Genomic DNA, 18,784 nt, shown 5'->3' with positions numbered 1-18,784 from the left:
GTATCTTTCATTTCTGCACTACATCAAGTCGTTGTTATTGTTGGATTTTCTCTCCAGTCTCGCCGTTTGGCAGTCCCGTTTGATTCCCTCCCGTTACACCTTTTCTTGGTCGAATGTGCATCCGAGCAATCTTGCTCAATTTAATGCAAAAGGAAATATCAAATGACTACCCAAACCGGCACCGTAAAATGGTTCAACGATTCCAAGGGCTTCGGCTTCATCGCTCCTGATGCAGGCGGCGCCGATTTATTCGCGCATTTCCAGGATATTCAATCCGAAGGTTTCAAGAGCCTGTCCGAAAACCAGCGCGTGTCCTTCGTGCGCTCGACCGGACCTAAAGGCGATAAAGCAGGAAACATCCTCGCCATCTGATCTGAACAACCCGGCGGCGGCGCGCACCACGCAGATAGCGTGGGCGAGGCTGCCGCAGGCTGCAAGCACCTGAAAGCCCGCCTTCTGGCGGGCTTTTTGCATGGCGCCGCCCATCGCATTGTTACTCCGGGCGTAAACCGGCCGTACTCCCGAGTGTCTAGTTTCCCTCCCGCCCCATAGCCCATCCGGCCGACCTTCCCTAGGTCGTTATTGCTCCCGCCAGCCCACCTGTGGCGAATGGCCGCGCACGTCCGCAATCCCTAACCTTGGTGGCGACCGTCCCCCCACCCAAGGAGAACAATATGGGAACCAATGAACGCCACGACCGGCGGCCGCTCGCGGTCCTGGTGAGCAGCACCTTCGCCTTCACGATCTGCTTCGCCATCTGGATGATGTTCGCCGTGCTGGGCATCCCGATCAAGGCCCAGCTCGGCCTCAATGAAACCGAATTCGGCCTGCTGGTCGCCACACCGGTCCTCACCGGCTCCCTGATCCGGGTGCCGCTCGGGATCTGGACCGACCGCCATGGCGGGCGCATCGTGTTCTTCCTGCTGATGCTGGCCTCCGTGCTGCCGATCTGGATGATCGGCTACGCCACCGAGTTCTGGCACTTCCTCGTCTGCGGCCTGTTCGTCGGCCTGGCCGGCGGCTCGTTCTCGGTCGGCACGCCCTACGTCGCGCGCTGGTTCAAGCAGGAGCGGCGCGGCTTCGCGATGGGTGTATTCGGCGCTGGCAATTCCGGCTCGGCCCTGACCAAGTTCGTGGCCCCGGCCATCATCGCGGCGTGGGGCTGGCAGGCCCTGCCCCACGCCTACGCGGCCCTGATGCTGGGCACCGCCCTGCTGTTCTGGTTCTGCTCCTACTCCGATCCTGCCCACAAGGCGCCCACCGGCGTCACCTTCGCCCAGCAAATGAAGGTGCTGAAAGACCCGCGCGTGTGGCGCTACTGCCAGTACTACTCGGTGGTGTTCGGCGGCTACGTGGCCCTGGCCCTGTGGATGACCAAATACTACGTCGGCGAATACGGCTTCGACCTCAAGCTGGCCGCCCTGCTGGCCGCCTGCTTCTCGCTGCCGGGCGGCGTGCTGCGCGCGCTGGGCGGCTGGATCTCGGATAAATACGGCGCCTATAAAGTCACCTGGTGGGTGATGTGGGTGTGCTGGGTGTGCTTCTTCATCCTCTCGTATCCGCAGACCAGCATGACGATCCAGACCGTCGAGGGCAGCATGGGCCTGGACATCGGCCTCGGTCCGATCCTGTTCACCGCGCTGCTGTTCGTGGTCGGCGTCGCCATGGCCATCGGCAAGGCCTCGGTCTTCAAGTTCATCTCGGACGACTTCACCGACAACATCGGCGCCGTCTCGGGCGTGGTTGGCCTGGCCGGCGGCCTGGGCGGCTTCATCCTGCCGATCATGTTCGGCGCCGTGGTGGACCTCACCGGCATCCGTTCCAGCTCCTTCATGCTGCTCTACGGGACCGTCTGCGTCTCGCTGGTGTGGATGCACTTCTCGTTCAAGCCCGGCCGCCAGGACACCCCGGCGGCCCAGGCGGCCCCGCTCAAGCGCGCGGCCTGACATCACCCTACTAAAACCATCTGGAGAACAACGTGAGCCGCTATCTCATCTCGACCTGGGAACCCGAGGTTCCCGCCTTCTGGCAAAGCCAGGGCAAGGCCACCGCCAACCGCAACCTCTGGATCTCGATCCCGGCCCTGATGCTGGCGTTCGCGGTCTGGATGGTCTGGAGCGTGGTCGTGGTCAACCTGCCGAACATCGGCTTCACCTACAGCACCAACCAGCTGTTCTGGCTGGCCGCCGTGCCCGGCCTGTCCGGCGCCACGCTGCGCATCTTCTATTCCTTCATGGTGCCGATCTTCGGCGGGCGCAAATGGACCGCCATCTCCACGGCCTCGCTGCTGCTGCCGGCGATCGGCATCGGCTATGCGGTGCAGGACCCGTCCACCGGATATCCCACCATGCTGGTGCTGGCCCTGCTGTGCGGCTTCGGCGGCGGCAACTTCGCCTCGTCGATGGCGAACATCAGCTTCTTCTTCCCCAAGGCGCAAAAGGGTTACGCCCTCGGCATGAACGCCGGCCTCGGCAACCTGGGTGTGTCGGCGGTGCAGTTCGTGGTGCCGCTGGTGATCACCGCCGCCGTCTTCGGCGGCGACCCGCAGACCTGGACCAAGGCCGGCGTGGTCAAGGAGATGTGGCTGCAGAACGCCGGCTTCATCTGGGTGCCCTTCATCGCCCTGACCGCGCTGGCCGCCTGGTTCGGCATGAACGACCTGGCATCGGCCAAGGCCTCGTTCGCCGAGCAGGCCGTGATCTTCCGGCGCAAGCATAATTGGCTGATGTGCTGGCTGTACGTGGGCACCTTCGGTTCCTTCATCGGCTATTCGGCCGCCTTCCCGCTGCTGACGACCACCCTGTTCCCGCAAGTCGACCCGCTGCAGTACGCCTTCCTCGGTCCGCTGGTCGGCGCCCTGGCGCGCGTGGCCGGCGGCTGGATCTCCGATAAATTGGGCGGCGCGGTGGTCACCCTGTGGACCTTCGTGGCCATGATCGGCGCCGTGATCGGCGTCCTGCAATTCCTGCCGCTGCAAGGCAATGCGGGGAATTTCTGGGGCTTCTTCTGGATGTTCATGGTGCTGTTCGCCTGCACCGGCGTGGGCAACGCCTCGACCTTCCGCATGATCCCGGTGATCTTCCTGACCCTGCACCAGCGCGCCGCCAAGGGCAAGCCCGAGGCCGTGCAGCAGCAGGCAGTCGTCAACGCCAACAAGGAAGCCGCTGCCGTGCTGGGCTTCACCTCGGCGGTGGCGGCCTATGGCGCCTTCTTCATCCCCAAGAGCTACGGCACCTCGATCGCCCTCACCGGCAGCCCGGGCGCGGCCCTGTGGTGCTTCATCGGCTTCTACGCGACCTGCATCGCGATCACCTGGTGGTACTACTCGCGCAAGGGCGCCGAGATGCCTTGCTAGTTTTTCATTAGATCGAAAGGACTAGTCGGTCTAGTCCCGATGCAACGGCACCGACCGACTTCCTGCGAATACCCGGCGTCGCAGCGCAAACCTACACTGGTTCCAGGCTGTACGCACCAATGGAGAAATCATGAGTCACTTTCTGGACCGCCTGAATTTTTTCGGCAAACCGAAGCAAACCTTCTCGAACGGCCATGGGGCCGTGGTCGAGGAAGACCGCACCTGGGAAAACGCCTATCGCCAGCGCTGGCAGCACGACAAGATCGTGCGCTCGACGCACGGCGTCAACTGCACCGGCTCGTGCAGCTGGAAGGTCTATGTCAAAAACGGCCTGATCACCTGGGAAACCCAGCAGACCGATTACCCGCGCACCCGTCCCGACCTGCCCAACCACGAACCGCGCGGCTGCCCACGCGGCGCCAGCTACTCGTGGTATGTCTACTCGGCCCAGCGCGTCAAGCACCCGATGGTGCGCGGCCGCCTGATGCAGATGTGGCGAGAAGCGCGCAAGACCATGGATCCGGTCCAGGCCTGGGCCTGGGTCAGCCAGGATCCGGAGCGTGCGCGCAGCTACAAGTCGATCCGCGGCCAGGGCGGCTTCGTGCGCGCCAAATGGGACGACGTCAACGAGATGATCGCCGCCGCCAACGCCCATACGATCAAGGAGTACGGGCCTGACCGCATCATCGGCTTCTCGCCGATCCCCGCCATGTCGATGGTGAGCTATGCCGCAGGCACCCGCTACCTGAGCCTGATCGGCGGCGTGGCCATGAGCTTCTACGACTGGTACTGCGACCTGCCGCCGGCCAGCCCGCAAGTCTGGGGCGAACAGACCGACGTGCCGGAATCGGCCGACTGGTACAACTCGACCTACCTGATGGTGTGGGGTTCCAACGTGCCGATGACCCGCACCCCGGACGCCCACTTCTATACCGAGGTGCGCTACAAGGGCACCAAGACCGTGGCCGTGTCCTCGGACTTTGGCGAGATGGCCAAGTTCGGCGACATCTGGCTGGCCCCGAAACAGGGCACCGACGCCGCGCTGGCGATGGCCATGGGCCACGTCATCATGAAGGAATACCACGCCACCGGCAAATCGGCGTACTTCAATGAATACGCCAAGCAGTACACCGACTTCCCGATGCTGGTCATGCTCAAGGAAAAAGACGGCCGGCTGGTGCCCGACTACTTCCTGCGCGCCTCGCACCTGGCCAACAACCTCGACGAGACCAATAACCCCGAGTGGAAAACCCTGGTGCTCGACCAGTCCACGGGCAAGATCGTCGCCCCGAGCGGCTCGATCGGCTTCCGCTGGGGCGAGACCGGCAAGTGGAACCTGGAGCAGAAGGACGGCAGCTCGCGCGCCGCCATCGATCCGCAGCTGTCGCTGCTGGACGCGCACGACGACATCGTCAGTGTCGGTTTCCCCTACTTCGGCGGCAAGGATGCCGACGACCTCCTCGAGCGCAAGGTGCCGGTGAAAAAGGTCACCCTGGCCGACGGCACGCAAGCCCTGGTCACCACCGTGTTCGACCTGTCGATGGCCAACTACGGCGTCGACCGCGGCATCTGCCCGAATACCCCGAAGAGCTATGACGACGACCTGCCCTATACCCCGGCATGGCAGGTCAAGCATACCGGCGTCAAAGCGCTTGATGTGATCACGGTGGCGCGCGAGTTCGCCGACAACGCCGACCGCACCCGCGGCAAGTCGATGGTGATCGTGGGCGCCGCCCTGAACCACTGGTATCACATGGACATGACCTACCGCGGCATCATCAATATGCTGATGATGTGCGGCTGCATCGGCCAGAGCGGCGGCGGCTGGTCGCACTACGTGGGCCAGGAAAAGCTGCGTCCACAAACCGGCTGGACCCCGCTGGCCTTCGCGCTGGACTGGAACCGTCCATCGCGCCAGATGAACTCGACCTCGTTCTTCTACGCCCACACCAGCCAGTGGCGCCACGAGAAGCTGAACACGTCCGAGATCCTGTGCCCGACTGCCGACGGCGAACGGGCCGAGATGTCCCTGCTCGACTACAACGCCAAGGCCGAGCGCATGGGCTGGTTGCCATCGGCGCCGCAGCTCGAGACCAATCCGCTCGACGTCGTCAAGGCCGCCGAAAGCGCGGGCGAGGATCCCGTCAAGTACGCCGTCGACCAGATCAAGGCCGGCAAGCTGAATCTGTCCTGCGACGACCCGGACAATCCAAAGAACTTCCCGCGCAATATGTTCGTGTGGCGCTCCAACATCCTGGGCAGCTCGGGCAAGGGCCACGAGTACTTCCTGAAGTACCTGCTCGGCACCCAGAACGCCCTGATGAGCGACGAAGACGATTGCGTCAAGCCGCGCGACGTCAAGGTCCGCCCTGCCGCCGAAGGAAAGCTCGACCTGCTGGTGGTACTCGACTTCCGCATGTCCACTACCTGCCTGTACGGCGACATCGTGCTGCCGACCGCCACCTGGTACGAGAAGGACGACCTGAACACCTCGGACATGCACCCCTTCATCCATCCGCTGTCCGAAGCCGTGCAGCCGCTGTGGGAATCGAAGTCGGACTGGGAGATCTACAAGGGCATTGCCGCCAAGTTCTCCGAGATCGGCGGCGCCCACCTGGGCATCCAGAAAGACCTGGTGCTCACGCCGCTGATGCACGACACCCCGGGCGAACTGGGCCAACCCTTCGATCCGAAGGACTGGCGCGCCGGCGAGTGCGAACCGATCCCGGGCAAGACCATGCCGAGCATGACCGTGGTCGAGCGCAACTACGCGGACGTCTATAAAAAATTCACCTCGGTCGGACCGCTGCTCGAGAAAGTGGGCAACGGCGGCAAGGGCATCGGCTGGAAGACCGGCCACGAAGTCGACGTCCTGCGCGGCATCAACCGCACGGTGCTGGCCGATGGCGTGTCGAAGGGCCAGCCGCGCCTGGACACCGCGATCGACGCCGCCGAGATGATCCTGTCGCTGGCGCCCGAGACCAATGGCCACGTGGCGGTGAAGGCCTGGGATGCGCTGTCGAAGATGACGGGGCGCGATCACACCCACCTGGCCATCCCGCGCGAGCACGACAGCATCCGCTTCCGCGACATCCAGGCGCAGCCGCGCAAGATCATCTCGTCGCCCACCTGGTCGGGCCTGGAAAGCGAGGAAGTCAGCTACAACGCCTGCTACACCAACGTCCATGAACTGATCCCATGGCGCACCCTCACCGGCCGCCAGCAGTTCTACCAGGACCACGCCTGGATGCGCGACTTCGGCGAGGGACTGTGCGTGTACAAGGCCGCGATCGATACCAAGACCACCGACGCGCTGCTGAATGCACGTCCGAACGGCAACAAGGAGATCGCGCTGAACTTCATCACGCCGCACCAGAAGTGGGGCATCCACTCCACCTATTCGGACAATATGCGGATGCTGACCCTGTCGCGCGGCGGCCCCCACGTGTGGCTGTCGGAAATCGACGCGAAGAATGCCGGGATCGAGGACAACGACTGGATCGAGGTGTTCAACGTCAACGGCACGCTGACCGCGCGCGCCGTGGTGAGCCAGCGCGTCCCCGAGGGCATGACCCTGATGTACCACGCCCAGGAAAAGATCGTGAACGTGCCGGGCGCCGAGCTCTCCAAGAAACGCGGCGGTATCCATAACTCGGTCACCCGCGCCGTCACCAAGCCGACCCACATGATCGGCGGCTATGCCCAGCTGTCGTACGGCTTCAACTACTACGGCACGGTCGGCTCGAACCGCGACGAATTCGTCCTGGTGCGCAAGATGCGCGATGTGGAGTGGATGGAGGGCGCGCGCGACGAGTCGCGTCCGAACGGCGATCCCGGCATCAAGGCACGGCCAGAGGCGGTTGAGAACAACAGGAGTCAAGCATGAAGATCAGAGCACAAATCGGGATGGTCCTGAACCTGGACAAATGCATCGGTTGCCACACCTGCTCGGTGACCTGCAAGAACGTCTGGACCAGCCGCGATGGCGTGGAATACGCCTGGTTCAACAACGTCGAGACCAAGCCGGGCATCGGCTATCCGAAGGAATGGGAAAACCAGGACAAGTGGAACGGTGGCTGGAAGCGCAATGCGGCGGGCAGGATCGAGCCGCGCCAAGGCTCGCGCCTGAAAATCCTGGCGAACATCTTCGCCAACCCCAACCTGCCGGCGATCGACGAGTACTACGAACCGTTCACCTATGACTACGAGCGCCTGCAGAACGCGCCCCTGAGCGAAACCCCGCCCACCGCGCGTCCGGTGTCGGTCCTGACCGGCAAGAAGATGGACAAGATCGAATGGGGCCCGAACTGGGAAGATGACCTGGGCGGCGAGTTCGCCAAGCGCAGCAAGGACAAGCTGTTCGACAACGTGCAGAAAGAGATGTACTCGACCTTCGAGAACACCTTCATGATGTACCTGCCGCGCCTGTGCGAGCATTGCCTCAATCCGGCCTGCGTAGCCTCGTGCCCATCGGGCTCGGTCTACAAGCGCGAGGACGACGGCATCGTGCTGATCGACCAGGACAAGTGCCGCGGTTGGCGCATGTGCATCTCGGGTTGCCCATACAAGAAGATCTACTACAATTGGTCGTCGGGCAAGGCAGAGAAGTGCACCTTCTGCTATCCCCGCATCGAGGCCGGCCAGCCGACCGTGTGCTCCGAAACCTGCGTGGGCCGCATCCGCTACCTGGGTGTGCTGCTGTACGACGCCGACAAGATCGAGGCCGCTGCCTCGGTGGCCGACGAACAGGACCTGTACGAATCGCAGCTCGGCCTGTTCCTCGACCCGCACGACCCCGAGGTGATCGCCGAAGCACGCCGCCAGGGCATCCCGGACGCGTGGCTGGAGTCGGCCAAGCGCTCGCCGGTGTACAAGATGGCGGTCGAGTGGAAGATCGCCTTCCCGCTGCATCCCGAATACCGCACCTTGCCGATGGTGTGGTACATCCCGCCGCTGTCGCCGATCCAGGCCGCGGCCGAAAGCGGCAAGATGGGCATGAACGGCATCCTGCCCGACACCCGCAGCCTGCGCATCCCGGTGCGCTATCTCGCCAACCTGCTCACCGCCGGCAAGGAAGCGCCGATCGTGCACGCGCTGGACCGCATGCTGGCGATGCGCGCCTATATGCGGGCAAAGACAGTCGATGGCCAGCCCGACCTGAAGGTGCTGGGCCAGGTGGGCCTGTCCCAGGAAGTGGTCGAGGACATGTACCACATCATGGCAATCGCCAACTACGAAGACCGCTTCGTGATCCCGAGCAGCCACAAGGAGATGGCCGAGGACAGTTTCAACGACAAGGGCTCTTGCGGTTTCTCGTTCGGTAACGGCTGCTCGGACGGGGTCAGCGACGCTTCCCTGTTCGGCAAGAAGAAGCAGGGCTCGACCCACTTCGTCTCGATGCCCAAGTCGCGCAAGAAAAAAGAAGCCGAGCAGGCCTGAAACAAGGGACACATCATGAAACACTACCGCATCCTTTCCGCCCTGCTGCTCTACCCCGAGCCGGAGCTGGTCGCCGCGCTGCCCGAGATGGAAGCCGGCCTTGACGCCAGGCCCGGCATGCGCGCCGCCCTGCGGCCGCTGCTGACCCATTTGGCGAACGAAGACCTGATCACGCTGCAGCAGTACTACGTGCAGACCTTCGACCGCACGCCTTCGCACTCGCTGCACCTGTTCGAGCACATCCACGGCGAGTCGCGCGACCGCGGACAGGCCATGGTCGACCTGATGGAGGAATACAAGAAGCATGGCCTGCAGATGGAGGGCGACGAACTGCCCGACTTCGTGCCGCTGTTCCTCGAGTTCCTGTCCCAGCTCGAAGGCGAGCTTGACGCCGGCCCGCTGCTGGGCGACGCCGTCCACGTGCTGGCCCATATCGGCAACAAGCTGGCCGCCAACGGCAACGTCTACGCCTGCGTGTTCGACGTGCTGGAACAGCTCAGCCCCGTGCTGGCGGAGGAACTCTCCGAGCCGCCGATCAAGGACATGGACGAGGCGCTCGAGACCTTCGGCCCCGGTGCCGATGGCGTCGAGCCGCTCCTCAAGCACGCGCCAGGTGGCGCGCAACCGATCAACTTCTACCCGCAAGGCGCGCACCGCGCCCCGGTATCCGCCTGAACAGGAGACCATCATGGACTACGTGAACCAATTCTTCTTCGGGATCTATCCCTATATCGCGCTGGCGATCTTCCTGCTCGGTAGCCTGATCCGCTTCGACCGCGAGCAGTACAGCTGGAAATCCGAATCGACCCAGGTGCTGCACCGGGGCAGCCTGCGCTGGGGCTCGGCGCTATTCCACATCGGCGTCATTGGCCTGCTGTTCGGCCACGCCGTCGGCCTGCTCACCCCGGTCTGGGTATGGGACACCATGGGCATTGCCCACAGCACCAAGCAGATCGTCGCCATGGCCGGCGGCGGCGTGATGGGCCTGATCTGCCTGGTGGGCATCACCATGCTGCTGGTGCGCCGCTTCACCTCCGACCGCCTGCGCCGCGTCACCACCTTCAAGGACAAGATCGTGCTGCTGTGGATCCTGGCCACCCTGCTGCTGGGCCTGGGCTCGATCTTCACTTCCTTCGACCACCTCGACGGCGAGATCATGGTCAGCCTGATGCGCTGGGCCCAGCACATCGTGACCTTCCGCGGCGACGCGGCGTCCTATGTGGCCGAGGCCCCGATCGTCTTCAAGCTGCACCTGTTCATGGGCATGTCGCTGTTCGTGATCTTCCCATTCACCCGCCTGGTGCACGTATGGAGCGGCTTCGGCGCATTGGCTTACCTGGGCCGCGCCTTCCAGCTGGTCCGTCCACGTTAAGGAGCTGCATCATGGGACTGTCCGTCAACGGCGTCGACATCGACGACCACGTCATCGAACGCGAGCTGGCGCACCACCAGCATGCCGACAATCCGCTCAAGCAGTCGGTGCACGAAGTGGTGCTGCGCACCCTGCTGGTGCAGGAAGCCGACTGCCTCGGCCTGTGCATGCTGGGCGAGGACGAAGACGCGTGCATCGAAGCGCTGCTGGCCAGCGAAGTAAAGGTGCCGCAGGCCGACGATGCCGCCTGCTCTCGTTACTACGCCGCCAATCCACAGCAGTTCACCAACGGCGAACTGGTCGAGGCGCGCCACATCCTGTTCCAGGTGACGCCCAACGCGCCGCTGGAACTGCTGCGCGAGACCGCGGACGCGGTGCTGGCGACGCTCAAGGCGGCGCCGGAGCGCTTCGACGAACTGGCGCGCCAATACTCGAACTGCCCGTCCGGCGCCGTCGGCGGCAGCCTGGGCCAGCTGGCGCGCGGCCAGTGCGTGCCCGAATTCGACGCTGTCGTGTTCCGCCTTGAACAAGGCCGGCTGGCCGAGCGCCCGGTCGAGACCCGCTTCGGCCTGCACATCGTGCAGGTGCAGCGCCGGGTCGCGGGCCACCTGCTGCCGTTCGAGGCGGTGCGCGAGCGGATCGCCGACTACCTGGCTACGGCGGCCTGGCAACGCGGCGTGCACCAGTACCTGCAATTGCTGGTGGGCCGCGCCGACGTCCAGGGCGTCACGCTCGAAGGCGCCGCCACACCGCTGGTGCAGTAAGGGGGCGACTTGACCATGCAGATCACCGACTTCAACGATTTTCTCCTGGCCGCACGCACCCAGGACGAGCCGCAACGGCTGCTGTTTGTGTTCGCCGCGCGCGAGCTGCCACTCAACCATACACCGGGCCAGAAGAAGCGTTTCGAGGCCGGCCAGGGCGGCGCGCTGGCGCCCGTGATGTGCGTCGACAAGGCAGTCGACGAACTGCCGGACTTCGCCACGCTGGCGCGCGAATCGCAGCAGACCGGCCAGCCATGGGACGTCGCCTTCGTCGCCGCCCTGCCGGGCATCGACGGCGCCCAGCCCACCGCTCCGGATGTCGAACGCGCGCTCAAGATGATGATCGATGCCGTGCACCGCGGCGCCATCGAACGCTTCCCGGCGTTCGATGCCGATGGCAAGGTGCTGCGGCTCACGTAGTCCTTGAACCAGTTCAATGCGCCCGGAACCCCGGGTCGCTACAGTCACGGCACGCACCATCAACCTGCATCGCCCATGACACCGACACCTGCCGAACTCCCCACCACCATCCGCCCACCCATTGAACTGGTCTGCCCCGCCGGCAGCCTGCCCGCCCTCAAGGCCGCCGTCGACAACGGCGCCGACTGCGTCTACCTCGGCTTTCGCGACGCCACCAATGCCCGCAACTTCGCCGGCCTGAACTTCGGCGAGGATGCCATCCGCGCCGGGATAGACTATGCCCACCGGCGCGGCCGCAAGGTCTTCCTGGCCCTGAACACCTATCCCCAGGCGGCCGGCTGGGACGCCTGGCGCGCCGCCATCGACCGCGCCGCCGACTTCGGCATCGACGCCGTCATCCTGGCCGATCCCGGCCTGATGGAATACGCGGCGCGCGTACACCCCGGGCTGCGCCTGCACCTGTCGGTGCAGGGTTCGGCCACCAACCTGGAAGCCATCGACTTCTATCACCGCCACTTCGGCATCGTACGCGCGGTGCTGCCGCGCGTGCTGTCCCTGAGCCAGGTCGAGCACCTGATTGGCCGCACGCCGGTCGAGATCGAGGTGTTCGGCTTCGGCAGCCTGTGCGTGATGGTCGAAGGCCGCTGCCAGCTGTCGTCCTATGTGACAGGCGAATCGCCGAATACCTACGGCGTCTGCTCGCCGGCCAAGGCGGTGCGCTGGCAGCACACACCCAAGGGACTGGAAGCGCGCCTGAACGAGGTGCTGATCGACCGCTACGACGATGGCGAGCACGCCGGCTATCCGACCCTGTGCAAGGGCCGCTTCGACGTCGGCGACGAGACCTATTACGCGGTCGAGGAGCCGGCCAGCCTGAACACGCTCGAGATCCTGCCCCAGCTGGCCGCCCTCGGCGCACGCGCGATCAAGATCGAGGGCCGCCAGCGCAGCCCGGCCTATGTGGCCCAGGTGACGCGGGTCTGGCGCGAGGCGATCGACACCTGCCTGTCGGGCCAGCGTTTCTCGCTCAAGCCAGCCTGGATGGCGGAGCTCGACAAGGTGGCCGAAGGCCGGCAGCACACGCTGGGCGCCTATCACCGTCCCTGGAAATAAAAATATGAAGATCTCTCTTGGCCCCATCCAGTACTACTGGCCGCGCGCCACCGTGTTCGCCTTCTACGAGGCGCTCGCCAACAGCCCGGTCGACATCATCCATCTCGGCGAAGCCGTATGCTCGCGCCGCCATGAACTGCGCCTGCCCGACTGGCTGGCCCTGGCTGAGCTGCTGCAGGGGGCCGGCAAGCAGGTGGTGCTGTCGACCCAGGTGCTGATCGAATCCCATTCCGACCTCGGCGCCATGCGCCGCGTCGCCGCCAATGGCCGCTTCCTGGTCGAGGCCAACGACATGGGCGCCGTCAACTGCATGAGCGGCCAGCCCTTCGTGGCCGGCCCGCACCTGAACCTGTACAGCGCCCAGTCGCTGGGCATCGTGGCGCGCCTGGGCGCCACCCGCTGGGTGATGCCGATCGAGATGTCGCGCACCGGCCTGGCCGCGCTGCTGGCAGATCGCCCGGACGGCCTGGAGACCGAGGTATTCGCCTATGGCCGCCTGCCGCTCGCCTTCTCGGCGCGCTGCTTCACCGCGCGCCAGCGCAACCTGCCGAAGGACGACTGCCGCTTCAGCTGCATCGAGTATCCGGACGGGCTGGTGATGCAGACCCGTGAAAAACAACCCTTCCTGGTGCTGAACGGCATCCAGACCCAGTCGGCCCTCGTCTACAACCTGATGGGCGAGCTCGATGCCATGCGCGCCATGGGCGTGGATGTGGTGCGTCTCAGCCCGCAATCGAACAATATGCCCGCCATCGTGGCCCTGGTGCGCGCCGCCCTGGACGGCGCCATTGCCCTTGGCGAAGCGGCCGCGCGCATGGCGCCCCTGATGCCGGCCGAAGCCTGCGACGGCTTCTGGCATGGCCGGCCGGGACTCGAGCGCATCGCTGCCTGACCCGCCGCCTGACCACACGACAAGGAAGCACCATGCACCCTGAATCGCATCCCCTGCCCGCGCCCGTCAAGCGTCTGCTGTCGCTGCTGCCGGCCGCCCCCGGCTCGCGCCTGTTCGCCACCGCACTCAACCTGGCGCTGGTGCGCCACCTTCCTGACGACGTGCGCGCCGCCCTGCGCGGCAAGCGCCTGCGCCTGTGCGCGCCGGATGCCGGCCTCGCCTTCGACTTCGTCTGGAACGGCAGCGCCTTCGGACCGGCCGCGCGCAGCCAGGCGCCCGACCTCACCATCAGCGCCAGCCTGCACGACTTCGCCCAGCTGGCGGCGCGCAAGGAAGATCCGGACACCCTGTTCTTCAGCCGCCGCCTGCTGATGGAAGGCGACACCGAACTCGGGCTGACGATCAAGAACACGCTCGACGCGATCGACGGCCCGGTGTTCGACCCGGCCCGGCTGGCGCCGCACCGGGTGCTGGCGTCGCTCATCCCGCGGCGCACCGGCGCGCCGCCCCCTCCCCATTGAAAGGCCATCATGGACAAGTCGACTTTTCCCATCGTGTACTCGTGCTCGGGCTGTTCCAGCGCCGCCCAGACCGCCAACCAGGTCGCCCTCGAACTGGACCGCATGGGCGTGGCCGAGATGTCCTGCATCGCCGGCATCGGCGGCGACGTCAAGCCGATCCTCAAGCTGGCGCGATCCGGCCGGCCGCTGGCCGTGATCGACGGCTGCCCGCTGCTGTGCGCCCGCAGCTGCCTGGCGCGGCACGGCATCGAGCCGGACCTGCACTGGCAGCTGGCCGAACACGGCGTCAAGAAGCGCTTTCACCATGACGTCGATCCGGACCAGGCGCGCACGATGACGGCGCTGATCGCGCAAGACCTGGGAACGCTGTCGGAATCTTGAACCGGTTTAAGGCGCCGGGCGCCCGAAGCGCGGATAGTGGACGAACACCTAACCCACAGGATCGAACGATCCACGATCCGTAGAATTCGATGAACGCCAAAGACCACCTGTTTACCGCGGCCATGCCTCCACAAGAGGTATCGACCGACGTCCTGCGCGAAAAATACGCGCGCGGCCTGGAAACCTCGATCGAGGAAGTGCGCGCCCGCGTGGCGCATGCGCTGGCAAGCCATGAGCCGCAAGCCCTGCGCGCCGAGATGGAGCAGCGCTTCCTGTGGGCCCAGGAACACGGCTTCGTGCCGGCCGGCCGCATCAATTCCGCCGCGGGCCTGGGCATCAAGGCCACCCTGATGAACTGCTTCGTGCAGCCGGTGGGCGACTCGATCACCGGCGACGCCGACGGCCTGCCCGGCATCTATACGGCGGTGGCGGAAGCCGCCGAGACCATGCGCCGCGGCGGCGGCGTCGGCTACGACTTCAGCCCGATCCGCCCGGCCGGCAGCCTGGTCAAGGGCACGCACTCGCGCGCTTCCGGCCCGGTGTCGTATATGGAAGTGTTCGACGCTTCCTGCCGCACGGTCGAATCGGCCGGCGCCCGCCGTGGCGCCCAGATGGGCGTGCTGCGCATCGACCATCCCGATATCGAGCGCTTCATCGCCGCCAAGGACGGCGGGGCCTTCAGCAATTTCAACCTGTCGGTGGGCGTCAGCGACGCCTTCATGGAAGCGGTGCTGGCCGACGAAGCCGTCGAGCTGGTGCACCGCGCCCCGCCGGCCCAGGACGCCATCGATGCCGGCGCCTTCCAGCGCGACGACGGCCTGTGGGTCTACCGCAGCGTGCCGGCCCGGACGCTGTGGGACAAGGTGGTCGGTTCGACCTACGACCACGCCGAGCCGGGCGTGCTGTTCATCGACCGCATGAACGCGGAGAACAACCTGTACTGGTGCGAGCGGCTGGCGGCCACCAATCCCTGCGGCGAGCAGCCGCTGCCACCGTATGGCTGCTGCGACCTCGGTTCGCTCAATCTGACCCGCTTCGTCAGCCAGCCCTTCACCCCCGGCGCCGCCTTCGACTTCGACACCATGCGCGAAGTCGCCGCGATCGGCGTGCGCATGCTCGACCTGGTGCTCGACGCCAACCAGTGGCCGCTGCCGCAACAGGCCGAGGAAGGCGCCAGCAAGCGCCGCATCGGCCTGGGCTTCATGGGCCTGGGCAGCGCCCTGGTCATGCTCGGCCTGCGCTACGACGCGCCGGAAGGGCGCGCCATGGCGGCCTGCATCGCGCGCGAGCTGCGCAACGCCGCCTATGCGGCCTCGATCGCGCTGGCCCGCGAGAAGGGCCCGTTCCCGCTGTTCGACGCCGAGCGCTACCTGGCCGGCCAGTTCGTCGCCCGCCTGCCGGATGCGCTACGCGAAGACATCGCGCGCCACGGCATCCGCAATTCGCACCTGCTGTCGATCGCGCCGACCGGGACCATCTCGCTGGCCTTCGCCGACAATGCCTCGAACGGCATCGAGCCGGCCTTCTCCTGGGTCTACCAGCGCAGGAAGCGCATGCCGGACGACTCCATCCGCACCTATGAAGTGGCGGACCACGCCTGGCGCCTGTATCGTCACCTCGGCCTGCAGGCGGACGGTGAGCCGCTGCCACCGCAGTTCGTCACCGCGCTCGAGATGTCGGCGCTCGACCACCTGCGCATGATGGAGGCGGTGCAACCCTATGTCGACACGGCGATCTCGAAGACCGTCAACGTGCCGGCCGATTATCCCTATGCCGAATTCAAGGACCTGTACACCGAGGCCTGGCGCGCCGGCCTGAAAGGCCTGGCTACCTACCGTCCCAACAGCGTCACCGGCAGCGTGCTGAGCGTGGAAGCGCCGGCCCCGGCCTCGACGTCGCCCGCACCGTCGGACGATGATCCGCTGCGCAAGCGCTTCGAGTCGCGCCCGCTGGGCGAGCTGGAGTCGCTCACCTCGAAAGTCGAGTACACGACCCAGGAGGGCAAGAAGGCGGTCTACCTGACCATCAGCTTCCTGCGCGTGGAGGGCCTGCACGACGGGCACCCGGTGACCATCGAGCGTCCCTTCGAATTCTTCATGCCGGCCAACCAGCGCAGCGACGGCCATCAGTGGATCACCTCGACCATGCGCCTGCTGTCGCTGGCGGCGCGCGCCGGCAGCCCGGTGGCCAAGGCCCTGGCCGACATGCGCGAGGTGGTGTGGGAAAAAGGTCCGGTGCGCTGCGGCCACCTGGTCCGCGAGGACGGCGTGCAGGTGCCGGTCTACCACGATTCCGAAGTGGCGGCGATCGCCTTCATGTTGCAGCGGATGCTGATCCGGCGCGGCTTCCTGGACACCTGGGGCAACCAGGTGCCGGTCGACCAGCTCGACTGCGCGCTGGCGGCGCGCGCGGCGGACCATGAAGAAGCCATGCCGGCGCCGCTTGCGGAAAGCATCGGCGCCGAGCCGCGCATGGCCGCCGCCAAGTGCCCGGAATGCGGCGCCCGCGCCCTGCACAAGGTCGACGGCTGCGCGCGCTGCGCCGAATGCCATTACATCGGCAGCTGCGGCTGACCGTTCCCCCCCACCGAAAGGATCCAACCATGGAACACCGACTGCAACTGGACGCCGCGCTGGACCAGCCCGGCGCCGACCACATCCTGTACTGGCTGCGCGCCATCCCCGGCGTGAACGCGGTCGAGGCCAATGCCGGCGCCAGCCAGGTTCGGGTGCTGTACGACGGCGACCTGACCTCGTCGCGCGAGATCGACATCACGGCCACGCGCGCGGGCTTCCCGGTGCGCCAGGCGCGGGCGGGCGGCTGCTGCGGCGCCTGCGGCGGGGCCTAGCGCCGTCGGCGTCTAAATGCTGCTCAGGTAATCCGCCGCGTCCGGCCTCGGGCGCGGCGGTTTTTCGATTGCCGCCGTACCCAGGCCGATGAAGCAGATCGCGCGCTCGTGCGGCGCCAACCGAAGCAGGCGCCTCATGCCCGGCGCGTCCATGGCGGCGCCGCTGGCCAGGCCGGTCGCGAAGCCGGCGGCGCCGGCCGCGAGCAGCAGGTTTTGCATGGCGCAGCCGAGCGAGACCAGCTTCTCGGCTACGGGAATCGCCTTGGCCGCCGTATCGTCGCGCAGCACCGCCACCAACAGGCAAGGCGCACGCTGCGCCTTGTCGCGCGCGGTGACCAGCGCTTCTTCGCCGCAGCCGGGGTCGCGCTCGGCCAGGGCTTCGGCGAACACCTCGCCCAGGTCGGCGCGCCGCGCTTGCGGGATGAGCACGAAGCGCCACGGCCGCAGCAGGCCATGGTCGGGCGCATGCGCGGCCGCTTCGACGATGCGTTCCAGCGCTTGCGCATCGGGCCCTGGCGCGTGCAGGCGCCGCAAGGTGAAATTGCGGCGCGCCGCCACGAGGGCCTGGAAATCGCCGCCGGCGTCGGATGGGGGAATGTTCATGCGCGCAGTATAACGAGAGCGGCGCCAGCCTGCAGGCGCCATGCGGCGTAGTTCGAACGGCTGCGGGCGCCCTGCGCGCCCGCCTGCGGAAGGCGGGAGTGGAGCCGGTTTCCGGCGCCACCTGCACTGACGTCCGAAAACTAGTTTTTACCACGTTTTCGGCCAACAATGCCATCCGGAATCAGGGGGACGCCTGGCTCGCCAAATGTGGGCTGGCGAGCCAGGCGCCGCAGGGATGTAATGGAGGTCCATCCACAAGGAGAACCCTGATGACCACCAAACCATCCACCATCGGCCGCGCGCTTGCCTGCGTCCTGGCCTGCACCCTGGCCGGCGCCCTTTTCGCCACCGGCGCCGCCGCCCAGATCCCCGCGAAATACGCCGATCCCGCCAGGCCGGCCCTGCCCGATCCGGGCATGCAGCTCGACCTGAAGCGCACGGCGCTGGTCGTGATCGATCCGCAGATCGACTTCATGAGCGCCAAGGGCGCGGCCTGGGGTGTGGTCGGCGAAAGCGTCACCGAGCAGAACCTGGTTCCCAACCTGACCAAGCTGTTCAAGGCCTCGAAGGCGGCAGGCATCGTGGTGTCGATCTCGCCGCACTATTACTACCCGCACGACCACGCCTGGAAGCACGGTGGCCCGGCCGAGATCTTCCAGCACAAGATCAAGATCTTCGACCGCCCCAGCGCCCTGAGCCTGGACGGCTTTCGCGGCTCCGGCGCCGACTTCATGCCCGAGTTCAAACAGTTTATCGAGGACGGCAAGACCGTCGTCGCCTCGCCGCACAAGCTGTACGGTCCGCAGTCGAACGACCTGATGCTCCAACTCCGCAAGCAGGGCGTGGACAAGATCGTCCTGGCCGGCATGCTGTCGAACCTGTGCGTGGAGTCGCACCTGCGCGAATTCCTCGAGCGCGGCTTCGAAGTGGCCGTGGTGCGCGATGCGGTCGCCGGCCCCAAGACGCCGGAAGGCGACGGCTACGCCAGCGCGCTGGTCAACTATCGCTACATCGCCAACGCGCTGTGGACCACCGACCAGACCGTGCAAAAGCTCCAGGGCGGCAAGTGAGGGAGC

The 18,784-nt window shown here is 66.0% G+C and carries 17 protein-coding genes; 16 read left to right on the top strand and 1 reads right to left on the bottom strand.

Going from position 1 to position 18,784, the window contains the following annotated elements; genetic code table 11:
• The first annotated feature begins 162 nt into the window (after positions 1–162).
• The 15 genes from AC3A6F_RS08170 to AC3A6F_RS08100 all read left to right on the top strand — a co-directional run bounded on the left by AC3A6F_RS08170 (position 163) and on the right by AC3A6F_RS08100 (position 17,105).
• Entirely contained in the window at positions 163–372 is a 210-nt protein-coding gene (locus tag AC3A6F_RS08170; RefSeq protein ID WP_123070176.1) for a cold-shock protein, read from the top strand.
• Between the two features lie 302 nt (positions 373–674).
• On the top strand, positions 675–1,946 hold the full coding sequence (locus AC3A6F_RS08165) for an MFS transporter (RefSeq protein ID WP_487679620.1): 1,272 nt from the start codon (positions 675–677) through the stop codon (positions 1,944–1,946).
• Positions 1,947–1,978: 32 nt separating this feature from the next.
• Complete coding sequence (locus AC3A6F_RS08160) at positions 1,979–3,355, top strand: NarK family nitrate/nitrite MFS transporter (RefSeq protein ID WP_487679618.1); 1,377 nt, start codon at positions 1,979–1,981, stop codon at positions 3,353–3,355.
• Positions 3,356–3,485: 130 nt separating this feature from the next.
• On the top strand, positions 3,486–7,241 hold the full coding sequence (locus AC3A6F_RS08155) for a nitrate reductase subunit alpha (protein ID WP_487679616.1): 3,756 nt from the start codon (positions 3,486–3,488) through the stop codon (positions 7,239–7,241).
• Positions 7,238–8,794, top strand: a complete 1,557-nt coding sequence (gene narH / locus AC3A6F_RS08150) for a nitrate reductase subunit beta (protein ID WP_123070172.1) — start codon at positions 7,238–7,240, stop codon at positions 8,792–8,794. Before AC3A6F_RS08155 ends, narH begins: the two co-directional genes overlap by 4 nt.
• A gap of 15 nt (positions 8,795–8,809) precedes the next feature.
• Positions 8,810–9,469: a nitrate reductase molybdenum cofactor assembly chaperone gene (gene narJ, locus AC3A6F_RS08145; RefSeq protein WP_123070171.1), complete on the top strand. Its 660-nt coding sequence runs from the start codon at positions 8,810–8,812 to the stop codon at positions 9,467–9,469.
• 13 nt (positions 9,470–9,482) lie between these two features.
• The gene (gene narI / locus AC3A6F_RS08140) at positions 9,483–10,166 is read left to right on the top strand and encodes a respiratory nitrate reductase subunit gamma (protein ID WP_487679614.1); all 684 of its coding nucleotides are present in this window, start codon (positions 9,483–9,485) and stop codon (positions 10,164–10,166) included.
• An 11-nt stretch (positions 10,167–10,177) separates the two neighbouring features.
• Positions 10,178–10,930, top strand: a complete 753-nt coding sequence (locus AC3A6F_RS08135) for a peptidylprolyl isomerase (RefSeq protein WP_487679611.1) — start codon at positions 10,178–10,180, stop codon at positions 10,928–10,930.
• A gap of 15 nt (positions 10,931–10,945) precedes the next feature.
• Positions 10,946–11,350, top strand: coding sequence for a ribonucleotide reductase subunit alpha (locus tag AC3A6F_RS08130; protein ID WP_487679610.1), 405 nt, complete (start codon positions 10,946–10,948; stop codon positions 11,348–11,350).
• A 75-nt stretch (positions 11,351–11,425) separates the two neighbouring features.
• Complete coding sequence (gene ubiU / locus AC3A6F_RS08125) at positions 11,426–12,463, top strand: ubiquinone anaerobic biosynthesis protein UbiU (protein ID WP_487679608.1); 1,038 nt, start codon at positions 11,426–11,428, stop codon at positions 12,461–12,463.
• A gap of 4 nt (positions 12,464–12,467) precedes the next feature.
• Positions 12,468–13,355, top strand: a complete 888-nt coding sequence (locus AC3A6F_RS08120) for a U32 family peptidase (protein WP_487679606.1) — start codon at positions 12,468–12,470, stop codon at positions 13,353–13,355.
• 32 nt (positions 13,356–13,387) lie between these two features.
• Complete coding sequence (gene ubiT, locus AC3A6F_RS08115) at positions 13,388–13,876, top strand: ubiquinone anaerobic biosynthesis accessory factor UbiT (RefSeq protein WP_487679604.1); 489 nt, start codon at positions 13,388–13,390, stop codon at positions 13,874–13,876.
• Positions 13,877–13,885: 9 nt separating this feature from the next.
• Positions 13,886–14,257 (top strand): putative zinc-binding protein, encoded by a 372-nt coding sequence (locus AC3A6F_RS08110; protein WP_123070165.1) that lies wholly within the window; start codon positions 13,886–13,888, stop codon positions 14,255–14,257.
• An 89-nt stretch (positions 14,258–14,346) separates the two neighbouring features.
• Complete coding sequence (locus AC3A6F_RS08105; RefSeq protein WP_487679602.1) at positions 14,347–16,830, top strand: adenosylcobalamin-dependent ribonucleoside-diphosphate reductase; 2,484 nt, start codon at positions 14,347–14,349, stop codon at positions 16,828–16,830.
• A gap of 29 nt (positions 16,831–16,859) precedes the next feature.
• On the top strand, positions 16,860–17,105 hold the full coding sequence (locus AC3A6F_RS08100) for a hypothetical protein (protein WP_487679600.1): 246 nt from the start codon (positions 16,860–16,862) through the stop codon (positions 17,103–17,105).
• A gap of 12 nt (positions 17,106–17,117) precedes the next feature.
• On the opposite strand, the gene AC3A6F_RS08095 is transcribed toward AC3A6F_RS08100, so the two are convergent.
• Positions 17,118–17,708 (bottom strand): nitroreductase family protein, encoded by a 591-nt coding sequence (locus AC3A6F_RS08095; RefSeq protein WP_487679598.1) that lies wholly within the window; start codon positions 17,706–17,708, stop codon positions 17,118–17,120.
• Between the two features lie 269 nt (positions 17,709–17,977).
• On the opposite strand from AC3A6F_RS08095, the gene AC3A6F_RS08090 reads away from it, so the two are divergent.
• On the top strand, positions 17,978–18,778 hold the full coding sequence (locus AC3A6F_RS08090; protein ID WP_487679596.1) for a cysteine hydrolase family protein: 801 nt from the start codon (positions 17,978–17,980) through the stop codon (positions 18,776–18,778).
• Positions 18,779–18,784 lie beyond the last annotated feature (6 nt).

Source organism: Massilia sp. Soil_C_3 (assembly GCF_057657035.1).
The sequence above is the reverse complement of the archived record's forward strand: the minus strand, read 5'-3'. Positions and strand labels throughout refer to the sequence as shown.

Coding starts and splice junctions, on each gene's coding strand:
- AC3A6F_RS08170 (WP_123070176.1), top strand. CDS start 163: ATGACTACCCAAACCGGCACCGTAAAATGGTTCAACGATTCCAAGGGC.
- AC3A6F_RS08165 (WP_487679620.1), top strand. CDS start 675: ATGGGAACCAATGAACGCCACGACCGGCGGCCGCTCGCGGTCCTGGTG.
- AC3A6F_RS08155 (WP_487679616.1), top strand. CDS start 3,486: ATGAGTCACTTTCTGGACCGCCTGAATTTTTTCGGCAAACCGAAGCAA.
- narH (WP_123070172.1), top strand. CDS start 7,238: ATGAAGATCAGAGCACAAATCGGGATGGTCCTGAACCTGGACAAATGC.
- narJ (WP_123070171.1), top strand. CDS start 8,810: ATGAAACACTACCGCATCCTTTCCGCCCTGCTGCTCTACCCCGAGCCG.
- narI (WP_487679614.1), top strand. CDS start 9,483: ATGGACTACGTGAACCAATTCTTCTTCGGGATCTATCCCTATATCGCG.
- AC3A6F_RS08135 (WP_487679611.1), top strand. CDS start 10,178: ATGGGACTGTCCGTCAACGGCGTCGACATCGACGACCACGTCATCGAA.
- AC3A6F_RS08130 (WP_487679610.1), top strand. CDS start 10,946: ATGCAGATCACCGACTTCAACGATTTTCTCCTGGCCGCACGCACCCAG.
- ubiU (WP_487679608.1), top strand. CDS start 11,426: ATGACACCGACACCTGCCGAACTCCCCACCACCATCCGCCCACCCATT.
- AC3A6F_RS08120 (WP_487679606.1), top strand. CDS start 12,468: ATGAAGATCTCTCTTGGCCCCATCCAGTACTACTGGCCGCGCGCCACC.
- ubiT (WP_487679604.1), top strand. CDS start 13,388: ATGCACCCTGAATCGCATCCCCTGCCCGCGCCCGTCAAGCGTCTGCTG.
- AC3A6F_RS08110 (WP_123070165.1), top strand. CDS start 13,886: ATGGACAAGTCGACTTTTCCCATCGTGTACTCGTGCTCGGGCTGTTCC.
- AC3A6F_RS08105 (WP_487679602.1), top strand. CDS start 14,347: ATGAACGCCAAAGACCACCTGTTTACCGCGGCCATGCCTCCACAAGAG.
- AC3A6F_RS08100 (WP_487679600.1), top strand. CDS start 16,860: ATGGAACACCGACTGCAACTGGACGCCGCGCTGGACCAGCCCGGCGCC.
- AC3A6F_RS08095 (WP_487679598.1), bottom strand. CDS start 17,708: ATGAACATTCCCCCATCCGACGCCGGCGGCGATTTCCAGGCCCTCGTG.
- AC3A6F_RS08090 (WP_487679596.1), top strand. CDS start 17,978: ATGACCACCAAACCATCCACCATCGGCCGCGCGCTTGCCTGCGTCCTG.